This window comes from Citricoccus alkalitolerans (assembly GCF_039528175.1).
Lineage (GTDB): Bacteria > Actinomycetota > Actinomycetes > Actinomycetales > Micrococcaceae > Citricoccus > Citricoccus alkalitolerans.
Genome location: NZ_BAAALH010000002.1, coordinates 869,336 through 880,507 on the forward strand (window position 1 = coordinate 869,336; position 11,172 = coordinate 880,507).

The following is an 11,172-nucleotide window of genomic DNA, read 5'->3' on the forward strand; positions in this document are numbered from 1 at the left end:
GCAAGGGACGCACGGACATGCTTGACCACTCAACACACACGGCGATCGCCGATGAGCTGCACCGGGCCGGTGAGGACCGGATGCCGGTTCCGCTGCTCACGGCGCGGTACCCGAACATGGGGATCGAGGACTCCTACGCGATCCAGGGGATCTGGGCCCAGCGGCAGATCGATGCCGGCCGGAAGAAGGTCGGTCACAAGATCGGCCTGACCTCCAAGGCCATGCAGGATGCCACCGGGATCGATGAACCGGACTACGGGGTGATCTTCGACGACATGGTGATGGAGTCCGGCCACGTGTTCGAGTGGGCGCGCTACACGCATCCGAGGGTGGAGATGGAGCTCGCCTTCGTGCTGAAGGAGACCCTGGCCGGGCCCGGGGTCACGCTGTTCGACGTCCTGCGTGCCACGGAGTACGTGGTCCCGGCACTGGAGGTGCTGGACTCCCGGATCGAGATGGCGGGGCGCACGATCACGGACACCATCAGTGACAACGCCGCCATGGGCGCCATGGTGTTCGGGGGCCGCCCGGTGGCACCGGATGCCGTGGACCTGCGCTGGGTGGCGGGGATGCTGTCCCGCAACCAGGAGATCATCGAGACGGGCGTGGCCGCCGGGGTGCTCAATCATCCGGCCAACGGGGTGCACTGGCTGGCGAACCGGATCGCCGGGCACGGGGACGTGCTGGAGGCCGGGGAGATCATCCTGGCCGGTTCCTTCACCCGTCCCATGTGGGTGTACGCCGGGGACACCGTCTACGCCGACTACGGAAGCCTGGGGACCGTGACATGCCAATTCGCCTAGATCCACAGCCCAGCCTCAAGGACCTGTTCAGCGTGCAGGCGCGCGCCGACCGGGACGGCCGGGCCCCGGCCGGGATGTTCGTCAACTCGGCGGACCCCTCCGTCACCGAGATCTGCGCCTCCGCCGGCCTGGACTTCCTTCTGATCGATGGCGAGCACGCCCCACTGGGCCTGGAGACCATCCAGTCCCAGCTGCGGGCCATGGCCGGATACCCGACCATTCCCGTGGTCCGGGTGCCCGCCCTGGACCCGGTGCTGGTCAAGCAGTACCTGGACCTGGGTGCACAGTCCCTCGTCATCCCGATGGTGGACAGCGCCGAGGACGCCGAGCGGGCCGTCCGCGCGATGCACTACCCGCCGCGAGGGATGCGCGGGGTCGGGTCCGCCCTGGCGCGCTCGGCACGCTGGAACCGGGTGCCGGACTACCTGGCCCGCGCCGGGGACCTGGTGACCCTGGTGGTGCAGATCGAGTCCGCGGCCGCCGTCGCCGCCGCCGGGGAAATCGCGGCCGTGGACGGTGTGGACGGGATCTTCATCGGCCCCTCCGACCTGGCCGCCTCCATGGGACTGCTCGGGCAACAGAACCACCCGGACGTCGTCGCCGCGGTGAAGACCGTGATCGGGCAGGCCCGGGAGGCCGGCACGTTCGTCGGCGTCAACGCCTTCGCCCCGGAGCAGGCCCCGGAGCAGGCCCGGGAGTACCTGGATGCCGGCGCCGATTTCGTCAACGTCGGGGCCGACGTCGCCCTGTTGGCCCGCGCCACCGAGGCCCTCGCCGACACCTGGTGTGCCACCGGCACCACCGAAGAACGCTAGAACATCTGTCAGAGGAGACCACATGCTGTTTCACCACAACGGGTACGTGTCCGGGGACCCGCGGGTCCAGCCCGCCGCCGGCGTGGGCGTGGACCGTTCCCCCGAGCTGCCCGAGACCATGGACGTCCTGGTGGTCGGCGCAGGACCGGCTGGCATGACCGCCACCGCCCAGCTGGCCAGCTTCCCCGAGGTCATGACCTGCCTTGTCGACCGCCGCCCGCAGCGGCTGGAGATTGGCCAGGCCGACGGTATCCAGGCCCGAAGCGTGGAGACGTTCCAGGCTTTCGGGTTCGCCGAGGAGATCGTCGCCGAGGCGTACCACCTGACCGAGATGAACTTCTGGAAGCCGGACCCGCAGGAGAGCGGCCACATCATCAGGACCGCACGGGCCGTGGACGATCCGGCCGGTGTCAGTGAGTTCCCGCACCTGATCGTCAACCAGGCCCGCGTGCTGGACTACTTCGCCCGCTTCGCCCGCCACGCGCCGTCCCGCACCGAGCCCTACTGGGGCTGGGAGTTCGTGTCACTCGAGGTGGGCGAGGGCGAGTACCCGGTGACCGTGACGTTGAAGCGCACCGGTGAGACGCCCGGCGGCGGCGTGAGCCCGGGTGAGACCCGGACAGTTCGCACCAAGTACGTGATCGGCGGGGACGGCGCGCACTCGAAGGTCCGCCGGGACATTGGCGCCCAGCACGTCGGCGCCGTGTCCTACCATGCCTGGGGCGTCATGGACGTCATCGCGGAGACCGACTTCCCGGATATCCGCACCAAGTGCGCCATCCAGTCTGAGCATGGCTCGATCCTGCACATCCCGCGCGAGGGGGGCTTCCTGTTCCGGATGTACGTGGACCTCGGCGAGGTGGACCAGAACGATGCCGGCGCCGTGCGGAAGACCCCGATCGAGTCGATCATCGCCCAAGCGAACCAGATCGTCTCGCCCTACACCGTGGACGTGAAGGACGTGGCGTGGTGGAGCGTGTACGAGGTGGGCCACCGCGTGACCGACCGGTTCGACGACGTCCTGGCCGAGGACGTCGGGCAGCGCCACCCCCACGTGTTCATTGCCGGCGACGCCTGCCACACGCACTCGGCGAAGGCTGGCCAGGGAATGAACGTGTCCATTCAGGACGCATTCAACCTCGGCTGGAAGCTGGGCCACGTGCTGACCGGACTCAGCCCGGAGTCGCTGCTATCCACCTACTCGGCCGAGCGGCAGCCGGTGGCCCAGAAGCTCATCGACTTCGACCGCGAGTGGTCTGCGATGATGGCCGCCAAGCCGGAGGAGCTGGAGAGTGCCACCGCGCTGGAGGACTTCTACCAGAAGACCGCGGAGTTCCCGGCGGGCTTCATGACGGAGTACCCGGCCGGGTTGCTCGTGGCCGAGGCGTCCCACCAGGCGCTGGCCAGCGGATTCCCCCTCGGCAAGCGCTTCAAGGCGCACCCTGCCAAGCGCGTCTCCGACACCACTCCGCACCGCTTCGGCCACCAGCACACGGCAGACGGGCGCTGGCGGATCTACGCCTTCGCCGATGCCGCCGTGTCCTCGGCCCAGGACTCGCCACTGCGGGCCTGGGCCGAATGGCTGGACTCCGAGGACTCCCCGGTCCGCCGCTTCACCCCCGCTGGCCGGGACCTGGACGCGCTGTTCGACGTCCATGTGGTCTACCAGCAGCCCCACGAGGAGGTGGAGCTGATGGAAACGCCCTCGATCTTCCGCCCGCAGGTCGGTCGGTTCCAGATCTCCAACCTCAACAAGGTCTGGGGCGTGGACCCGGAGGACGACTTCTTCGAGGCGCGTGGACTGAGCCGCGACGGCGTGATCGTGGTGGTCCGTCCGGACCAGTACGTCTCCGCCGTGCTCCCGCTGAGCGCCACGGACGAGCTCACGGACTTCTTCGAGCCGATCTTCACCACGTGATGCCGGGATGATCCTTTAGCCACGCACATCTTCTCAGCAACACCCAACGAGGTACCCATGACTGAAACCCGACACTCTGACCGGGCCAACCAACGCCGCGTCGCAGCCGCCACCCTGGTCGGCACCACCGTAGAATGGTATGACTTCTTCATCTACGCCACCATGGCCGGCCTGGTCTTCTCCCAGCTGTTCTTCGAGCCGGCGGGGGAGTCGATCGGCCTGCTGCTGTCCTTCGCTTCCGTGGGCATCTCCTTCCTGTTCCGCCCCCTCGGCGCTTTCCTCGCAGGGCACTACGGGGACAAGCTGGGCCGCCGTGTCATCCTGGTCGTCACGTTGATCATGATGGGCGGCGCCACCACCCTGATCGGCCTGTTGCCGACGTACGCGTCTGCCGGGGTCATCGCCCCGATCCTGCTGATCCTGCTCCGCGTGCTCCAGGGGGTCTCCGCCGGTGGCGAGTGGGGTGGAGCGGCGCTGATGGCCGTGGAACACGCCCCAGCCAAGCGCCGCGGTCTGGCCGGCTCCATGCCCCAGCTGGGTGTGCCCCTGGGACTGTTGCTGGCCACCGGGGTGACCGCCCTGATGACCGGTGTGATCTCCCCCGGGGACCAGTTCATCGAATGGGGCTGGCGCATCCCCTTCATCGCCTCCGTGGTGCTGATCGCGGTCGGCTACTTCGTGCGGTTGGCCGTGGACGAGTCTCCGGTGTTCAGGGAGATGGCGGAGAAGAAGGAGCAGACGAGTGTCCCGATCGTCGAACTGTTCCGCAAGTACTGGCACCTGGTGCTCCTGGCCTCGCTGATCTTCGTAGGCAACAACGCGGTGGGCTATATGTCGACGGGCGGGTTCATCCCCTCCTACGCGACCTCTGACGACATCGGGCTGGACAACACCGACGTGCTGATCGCCATGACGTTCGCCGCCTCGGTGTGGTTGCTCTCCACTCTCGGGGCTGGGATCCTCTCGGACTACATCGGGAGGAAGCGGACCTATCAGATCGGCTATGTCTGGCTGATCCTGGCGGTCTGGCCGCTGTTCCTGCTCATCGATTCCGGCAGCCTGGCCAACCTCTACCTGGGCCTGGGGATCGTCTGCATCGGCACCGGGCTGACCTATGGACCCCAGGCCGCCCTCTACTCGGAGCTGTTCCCCGCCTCCATCCGGTTCTCCGGGGTGTCCATCTCCTATGCGATCGGCGCCATCCTGGGCGGGGCATTCGCGCCCATGATCGCCCAGGCGCTCCTGGACGCCACCGGCTCCTCCGGGGCCATCGCCGTCTACCTCATCGGGATGTGCGTGGTGGCGCTGATCGCCGTGTCCCTGGTCCGGGACCGCTCCGGGATCGATCTCTCCATCCACAACCAGGCCGAACAGGAGGTCGGTTGCACGGTGTTCGACCAGCGCCCGGTGCCCGAGCCGGCCGCCGTCCCAGAAAGGACCTCCGTCTAGGCTGAGCTCGACTGGGCCGTTCAACCCGAGCAGGGGCTCTCATGATCCCGGAGTGCCGGACCGAGGCCGCCGGCTCGTCAGTGCGGCTCTCGGAGACGTCGGACATGCCCGTCCCTCCCTTCGTCGAGGTGGCGGTCTCCGTGCTCGCATTGGTGTTCTTCATCGCGGCCGTCTTGTTGTCCGGGGAGTTCTCGGACAATGGGCGACTGTTCCCCCTGGCCGTCGGGGCGGTGGGTATCCTGCTGGCCCTGATCAGTCTCGGACGCGATGTCGTGCGGGTACGGGACCACGGTGGCCTCGGTCGGTTCGACGATGCCTGGAAGAACCGGCTCAGGATCGTCGGCTGGTCCATCGCGTGGATTCTGGCCTACATCTGGCTGGTCTTCATCTTGGGCATGCTGGCGGGATCAGGCGTCTTCGCCGCCGTCTTCCTGCTGGTCGTGGCGAGGATGAGGGTCATTCCCACGGTGGTGTACACAGTCTGCATCGTGGGTGCGATGTACCTGCTGGCCGAGTTCGCCCAGCTGGTGCCGCCCGCAGGGTACCTGTTCTAGCAAGGGACCCGGTCAGCGCCCGAACCGCGTCAACCGCAGGGAGTTGGCCACCACCAGGACGGAGCTGGCCGCCATGGCCGCGCCGGCCAGCATCGGGTTGAGCAGGCCGAGGGCGGCCACCGGGATGCCGAGGGTGTTGTAGGCGAAGGCCCAGAACAGGTTCGACTTGATGATGCCCAGCGTCTTGCGGCTGAGCTGCATGGACTGGACCACCTGGCCCAGCGACGAACCCATCACGGTGATGTCGGCGGCCTCGCGGGCCACGTCCGTGCCGGAACCCATGGCGATCCCGAGGTCAGCCTGCGCCAGGGCCGGGGCGTCGTTGACGCCGTCGCCCACCATGGCCACCACGCGGCCGGCCTCCTGGAGAGCGGTCACCTTGGCCACCTTGTCCTCAGGGTGTACCCCGGCGAACACGTCCTCCGCGGAGATCCCGACGGCGGCCGCCACCTGGGCGGCGACCTCCGCATTGTCTCCGGTCAGCAGGATGGGGCGCAGTCCGAGTCGCTTGAACTCAGTGATCGCCGGAGCCGACGATTCCTTGATGGTGTCCTGCAGGGAGATGATCCCGGCGACCCGACCGTCCACGGAGACCCAGATCGCGGTGGCGCCCGCGGCCTCGGTGTCGGCGAGCTGCTGCTCCTCAAGGGGCGTCAAGGCGCCGGAGTCCAACTGGGTTGCGATGTAGCTGGACCGCCCCGCGGCCACCGTGTGGACCCGAGTGCCGCGCTCCCCTGAGTCCTCCTGCGCATCCCCGTGTGGTGGCACCTTTGGGGCTGATGTGGTCCCCATGGCCCCCAACGGTGCCACCACACGATGGGGAGCGTGAGCGGTGTGCTGGACCGTGCCCAGGACGCCGCCGCCGGCGGCTGAGGTGAATTCGTCCACTCCGGGGAGGGTGGTGCCGGCGGAGGCGGCAGCACCGCGGGCCGCTGAGGTGATCGCGGCGGCGATCGGGTGCTCGGAGTGCGACTCGACGGCCCCGGCCAGGCGCAGGACCTGATCGGCATCGTGGCCGTTGAGGGGCGTGATGGAGGTGACGGCGAGGTCGCCGGCTGTCACGGTGCCGGTCTTGTCCAGCACGATCGTGTCCACGGTGCGCGTGTCCTCCAGGACCTCGGGGCCGCGGATGAGGATGCCCAGCTGTGAGGCCCGGCCGGTGCCGGCCAGCAGGCCGATGGGAGTGGCCAGGCCCAGCGCGCAGGGGCAGGCGATGACCAGGACAGCGACGGCGGCGCGGAAGGCCGCGTGCAGGTCACCTGAGAGGAGAAGCCAGAGGGCGAAGGTGATCACTGCGATCACGAGCACGATCGGCACGAAGACCGCGGAGATGCGATCCGCCAGCCGGGCGATCGGGGCCTTGCCCGTCTGGGCGTCGGAGACGAGCCGGCCCATCTGGGCGAGCGTGGTGTCCGTGCCGGTGCGGGTGGCACGGACCAGTAACCGTCCGGAGGTGTTGACGGTTGCGCCGGTGACGGTGTCCTCCGGGCCGACCTCCTCGGGGACTGACTCTCCGGTGATCAGCGAGGTGTCCACGGCGGAATGGCCGGAGACCACGAAGCCGTCCGTGGCGACCTTCTCACCCGGACGGACCACGAACTCGTCACCGGGCACCAGTTGGGCAGCCGGAACGGTGACCTCCACTCCGTCACGCAGCACCGTGGCGGTCTTGGCACCGAGGTCCAGCAACGACTTCAGGGCATGGCCGGCCCGCTTCTTGGCGCGTGCCTCCAGCCAGCGGCCGAGGAGCAGGAACGTCGTGACCACGCCAGCTGTCTCGAAGTACAGCTGGTGATCGGCCATGGAGGCCATGCCTCCGCCGCTCATGGCGGCACCCGCATGGGCGGTCATGACCGGCTCCAGCAGGAGTTCGGCCGTGGAGAAGCCCCAGGCGGCGAGCACGCCGATCGAGACGAGGGTGTCCATGGTGGACGCGCCATGGCGGGCGGCCTTGAAGGCGGCGGTGTGGAATGGCCAGGCGGCCCAGAAGGTCACCGGTGTGGCCAGCGCGAGGGCCACCCATCCCCAGTGCGGAAACTGCAGGGCCGGGAACATGGAGATCAGGAAGAGCGGGATGGTGAGGACCGCGGCCCCGATGAGCCGAGGCTTGACCACGTCACCCGAGGGGCCGTGGTTCAGGTAGTCCTCGTGTCCGGCGTGATCGTGGTTGGTGCCGTGCTCTCCGTCGCTCGGCACCTCTCCGTGGATGGTCGTAGGGTGACCAGGCCTCGTGACGGCAGGGGTGGTGGTGTGGTCATGTGGTGCGCGGCGGATCGAGGCGGAGTAACCGGCCCGGTCCACGGCGGCGATGACCTCCTCGTCCGAGACGGAGGCCGGGACCGTGACGGCGGCGGCCTCGAGGGGCAGATTGACCGTGGCGGTGACGCCCTCGAGCTTGCCGAGCTTGCGTTCCACCCTTCCGACGCACGATGCGCACGTCATGCCGGCGATGTCCAGATCCACCTGGCGAGTACCGCTGTCCTCGGTTGCTGCGCTCTTCACTGTTCCGCTCATCGCAAGCTCTCCTGTCCCTCTCGTCTTCCCTGCGGGCTGTCGCCCGGCTGACACTCCGGCCGAATCAAACCGGATCAGGCCAGGTCGAGACCGGGGGTGGCCACGGCGTAGCCGGCCTCTTCGACGGCGGCCTTCAAGTCCTCGGGGGCCGGGGGGCGTCCCTCGGAGGCGACGGTGGCAACGGAGGTTCCTCCAGCCACGAGGGTGACGTCGACGCCGGTGACGCCCGGCAGTTCCTGGAGTTCCTCGGTGACGCTCGCCACGCAGTGGTTGCAGGTCATGCCGTTGATCTTGATGTCTGTGGTGGTGGTCATGGTCGTCCTCCGTGGGGTGGTGATCTGGTGTGGGGCGGGCGGCGGCGAGCCGGTCAGCGCATGAGCCGGGCGATGGCGGCGGCGGCCTCGGCGACCTTGGCCTGCACGGCCTCGTCATTGCCGGTGTCCCGGGACTCGCGGGCGGCGTCGGCCACGCAGTGACCCATGTGGTCCTCGAGCAGGCCCAGGCTCACGGCGTGCAGGGCCTTGGTGGCGGCGGCCACCTGGGTCAGGATGTCGATGCAGTACTTGTCCTCGTCCACCATCTTGGAGATGCCGCGGACCTGCCCCTCGATGCGGCGCAGCCGCTTGAGGTAGGCGTCCTTGCTGGGGCTGTAACCGTGGTGCGCCTCGCCTGCGGTGTCCGTCCTTGCGGTCGAAGCAAGCTGTGGGTCCAGGCCGGATCGGCCGTGAGGGTCCGTGATGTCAGTGCTCATGACTCGAACATATACCCCACCAGGGTATCAAGTCAACTACCCCTAGGGGGTATGCGGCACCGGCTGTTCCGAGGTGGGTCAGGAGTGCAGGTGCCCTTCCTGGTCCCGGTGGCCGGGTGGCTCCAGTTGGAACGTGCTGTGGTCCAGGGGCAAGGCGAAGTGCTCGGCCACGCAGTCCTGCAGTGACCTCAGGATCTCCATGGTGTGCCCATCCCCGAAGCAGCCGTGCTCCACCACCACGTGGGCCGTGAGTACGGCCGTCCCGGTGTCGATCCGGGAGACGTGCAGATCGTGGACCTCGCGCACGTGGGGTTGCCCGAGCAGATGGGTCCGGATCTCCGTGAGTTCCAGCTCCCGTGGAACGGACTCGAGCAGGACGCTGCCGGCCTCCCGCAGGATCACGAACGCGCGCGGAAGGATGAGTGCGGCGATGGCCATCCCGGCCAGGGCGTCCGCACGGGTCCAGCCGGTGGTCGCGATGACCACGGCGCTGATGATGACGGCGACCGAGCCGAGGGCATCATTGACGACCTCCAGGAAGGCGGCCCTCAGGTTCAGTGACCCGTCCCGCCCGCCCGCCAGGACGGCCAGTGCTGCCAGGTTGCCGGCGAGGCCGATGATGCCGAAGGCCAGCAGTCCGTCGGCGTCGACGTCGGCGGGCTCTGCGAGGCGCCGGAGGCCCTCGGCGAGCGCGTAGATACCGACGGCGAGCAGCACCGTCGCCTGGGCGCCGGCGGCCAGCACCTCGGTGCGGAGCAGCCCCCAGGTCCGGCGGTCGTTGGGCGGGCGCAGCATCAGGTTGGCCGCGATGAGCGCGACCAGGAGGCCTCCGGCGTCGGTGAGCATGTGGCCTGCGTCCACGAGCAGGGCCAGGCTCCCGGTCAGCCAGGCGCCGATCACCTCGGCGATGAGGATGCTGGCGGTGATGCCGAAGGCGATCGCGAGTCGGCTCCGCGAGGATCCGGCACCGTGCTGGTGGCCGGGCCCGTGCGTCGAGTCAGTCATGCCGTGATGATAGGCCGCGGGTCTCCGGACTGCACCGCAGGCCAGTGCGGAGCCGGTGCCAGCGCGTGATGCGGCGTGCCCACGAGTCTGGGTGGGAGTGTCAGGCGCTCATCTGCAGGGGTGGATGGCCGCGGCGATCGGTCCCCGTCCCAGTGTCGGCGCCAGCTTGGGGCCCGGACTCGGCCATGGTGGGGGTCTCGGCACCGACCTCGCGTATCAGATCCAGCACCCGCGCCTCGAGGTCGTCTCGCATGGCCCGGATGTCCTCGAGGGACCGTCCCACGAAGTTGGGGATGTCCCACTCGCGGTAGTCCTTGCCCGGCAGCTGCTCCACCTGGTCGCCGCAGGACAGGGTGACCACGTGCTGGGCGGCGGTGTGGACATCCCCGGAGAGCGGCTTGGGGTAAGCCCGGTCCAGGGGGATGCCGATCTCAGCCATGACGGCCACGGCGTCCTCATAGAGGTGGCCCACCGGTGCCAGACCGGCGGAGCGGGCCGTGACCCGCCCCTCCGAGTGCTTGAGCATCAGGGAGGCGGCCATCTGGGACCGGCCGGCGTTGGCGTCATCAATGAACAGCACGCGGGGCAAGGGTGATTCGATGATCCCCTGGGCGATCCCGAGGGCGCGCAGCTGGCTCTCCGCGAAGTGGCCGGCCAGTAGGGGCAGGAAGGTCTTCACGGCGGCCCGGCGGTCCATCTCCCGGTAGGTCTCCTCCAGGATCCGGTCGATCGTGGCGCGATCAGCCACCTGGGCATACCGCTCGTGCAGGTGGGCCGCCGTCCGCTCCAGGACGTGGCGGTCCAACCCGGGGGCCGCCTCGGCCGCAGCAAGTCCACGGTCGTCCGAAGCTGTGTCCAAGGAATTCTGGTGCGTGGTCATGGCTGCTCCTGGGTGGGAGAAGGGGGTCAGGCGGCTGCTGTCATCCCGTCAAGGGTCTCGGCCTCGGGAGTGCCGGCCGCGGCGGTGCGGTCGGCGATCTCGCGCAGACGCGTCTCGGCTCGGTTCAGGGCGAGGGTGGGCAGGTAGGTCTTCAGGCGGGCCGTGCGGTTCAGCTCGCGATAGGCGGCGTGGACGGTGCGGCGGATGAGGCCGTCGTCCAGGACCTGGGCGAACTTCGCCTGCAGGGCATCAACCCCACGGGACAGCACGCGGGCATGGACGATCTGATTGGCCCCGGTGGGCAGTGCGCCGTTCATGCCATTGCCGGTGGCGGGGGCCATCGCATGGCGGCCGGCCGTTCGGGCAGAGCGGGTTGTGGCCTCGGTGGCCAGGTTCTCGGTCATGACATGGGTGGTCATGGGCACCTCCTTCTGTGGTCCCGCCGACCCTTCGTCGGTGGGGCCGTCTCCTTCGCTAGGTGAA

The 11,172-nt window shown here is 68.8% G+C and carries 11 protein-coding genes; 5 read left to right on the top strand and 6 right to left on the bottom strand.

Annotated elements, in window-relative coordinates:
* Positions 1–17 precede the first annotated feature (17 nt).
* The 5 genes from ABD134_RS09885 (at position 18) to ABD134_RS09905 (ending at position 5,539) form a co-directional block, all read left to right on the top strand.
* Positions 18–803, top strand: coding sequence for a fumarylacetoacetate hydrolase family protein (locus tag ABD134_RS09885; protein ID WP_344229048.1), 786 nt, complete (start codon positions 18–20; stop codon positions 801–803).
* On the top strand, positions 788–1,618 hold the full coding sequence (locus ABD134_RS09890; protein WP_344229050.1) for an HpcH/HpaI aldolase family protein: 831 nt from the start codon (positions 788–790) through the stop codon (positions 1,616–1,618). The genes ABD134_RS09885 and ABD134_RS09890 overlap by 16 nt, the downstream gene beginning before the upstream one ends.
* A 22-nt stretch (positions 1,619–1,640) precedes the next feature.
* Positions 1,641–3,536 carry an FAD-dependent monooxygenase gene (locus tag ABD134_RS09895; RefSeq protein ID WP_344229052.1) on the top strand — a complete coding sequence of 632 codons (1,896 nt, stop codon included), beginning with the start codon at positions 1,641–1,643 and terminating at the stop codon, positions 3,534–3,536.
* Positions 3,537–3,593: 57 nt separating this feature from the next.
* Positions 3,594–4,985: an MFS transporter gene (locus ABD134_RS09900; RefSeq protein WP_344229054.1), complete on the top strand. Its 1,392-nt coding sequence runs from the start codon at positions 3,594–3,596 to the stop codon at positions 4,983–4,985.
* Between the two features lie 104 nt (positions 4,986–5,089).
* Positions 5,090–5,539 carry a hypothetical protein gene (locus ABD134_RS09905; RefSeq protein ID WP_344229056.1) on the top strand — a complete coding sequence of 150 codons (450 nt, stop codon included), beginning with the start codon at positions 5,090–5,092 and terminating at the stop codon, positions 5,537–5,539.
* 12 nt (positions 5,540–5,551) lie between these two features.
* Here the strand turns inward: ABD134_RS09905 and ABD134_RS09910 are convergent, their stop codons facing one another.
* The 6 genes from ABD134_RS09910 to ABD134_RS09935 form a co-directional block, all read right to left on the bottom strand.
* Positions 5,552–8,053, bottom strand: coding sequence for a heavy metal translocating P-type ATPase (locus ABD134_RS09910; protein ID WP_344229058.1), 2,502 nt, complete (start codon positions 8,051–8,053; stop codon positions 5,552–5,554).
* A 74-nt stretch (positions 8,054–8,127) separates the two neighbouring features.
* Entirely contained in the window at positions 8,128–8,367 is a 240-nt protein-coding gene (locus ABD134_RS09915) for a heavy-metal-associated domain-containing protein (protein WP_344229060.1), read from the bottom strand.
* A 53-nt stretch (positions 8,368–8,420) separates the two neighbouring features.
* Positions 8,421–8,804 (bottom strand): metal-sensitive transcriptional regulator, encoded by a 384-nt coding sequence (locus tag ABD134_RS09920; protein WP_344229061.1) that lies wholly within the window; start codon positions 8,802–8,804, stop codon positions 8,421–8,423.
* A gap of 78 nt (positions 8,805–8,882) precedes the next feature.
* Positions 8,883–9,809 (bottom strand): cation diffusion facilitator family transporter, encoded by a 927-nt coding sequence (locus ABD134_RS09925; RefSeq protein ID WP_344229063.1) that lies wholly within the window; start codon positions 9,807–9,809, stop codon positions 8,883–8,885.
* Positions 9,810–9,909: 100 nt separating this feature from the next.
* On the bottom strand, positions 9,910–10,689 hold the full coding sequence (locus tag ABD134_RS09930; RefSeq protein ID WP_344229065.1) for an arsenate-mycothiol transferase ArsC: 780 nt from the start codon (positions 10,687–10,689) through the stop codon (positions 9,910–9,912).
* 26 nt (positions 10,690–10,715) lie between these two features.
* Complete coding sequence (locus ABD134_RS09935; protein ID WP_344229067.1) at positions 10,716–11,108, bottom strand: three-helix bundle dimerization domain-containing protein; 393 nt, start codon at positions 11,106–11,108, stop codon at positions 10,716–10,718.
* Positions 11,109–11,172 lie beyond the last annotated feature (64 nt).

Bases quoted from the DNA above. Each gene is read 5' to 3' on its own strand.
- ABD134_RS09910 (WP_344229058.1), bottom strand. From the start codon at position 8,053: ATGAGCGGAACAGTGAAGAGCGCAGCAACCGAGGACAGCGGTACTCGC.
- ABD134_RS09930 (WP_344229065.1), bottom strand. From the start codon at position 10,689: ATGACCACGCACCAGAATTCCTTGGACACAGCTTCGGACGACCGTGGA.
- ABD134_RS09915 (WP_344229060.1), bottom strand. From the start codon at position 8,367: ATGACCACCACCACAGACATCAAGATCAACGGCATGACCTGCAACCAC.
- ABD134_RS09935 (WP_344229067.1), bottom strand. From the start codon at position 11,108: ATGACCACCCATGTCATGACCGAGAACCTGGCCACCGAGGCCACAACC.
- ABD134_RS09905 (WP_344229056.1), top strand. From the start codon at position 5,090: ATGCCCGTCCCTCCCTTCGTCGAGGTGGCGGTCTCCGTGCTCGCATTG.
- ABD134_RS09920 (WP_344229061.1), bottom strand. From the start codon at position 8,804: ATGAGCACTGACATCACGGACCCTCACGGCCGATCCGGCCTGGACCCA.
- ABD134_RS09895 (WP_344229052.1), top strand. From the start codon at position 1,641: ATGCTGTTTCACCACAACGGGTACGTGTCCGGGGACCCGCGGGTCCAG.
- ABD134_RS09925 (WP_344229063.1), bottom strand. From the start codon at position 9,809: ATGACTGACTCGACGCACGGGCCCGGCCACCAGCACGGTGCCGGATCC.
- ABD134_RS09900 (WP_344229054.1), top strand. From the start codon at position 3,594: ATGACTGAAACCCGACACTCTGACCGGGCCAACCAACGCCGCGTCGCA.
- ABD134_RS09890 (WP_344229050.1), top strand. From the start codon at position 788: ATGCCAATTCGCCTAGATCCACAGCCCAGCCTCAAGGACCTGTTCAGC.
- ABD134_RS09885 (WP_344229048.1), top strand. From the start codon at position 18: ATGCTTGACCACTCAACACACACGGCGATCGCCGATGAGCTGCACCGG.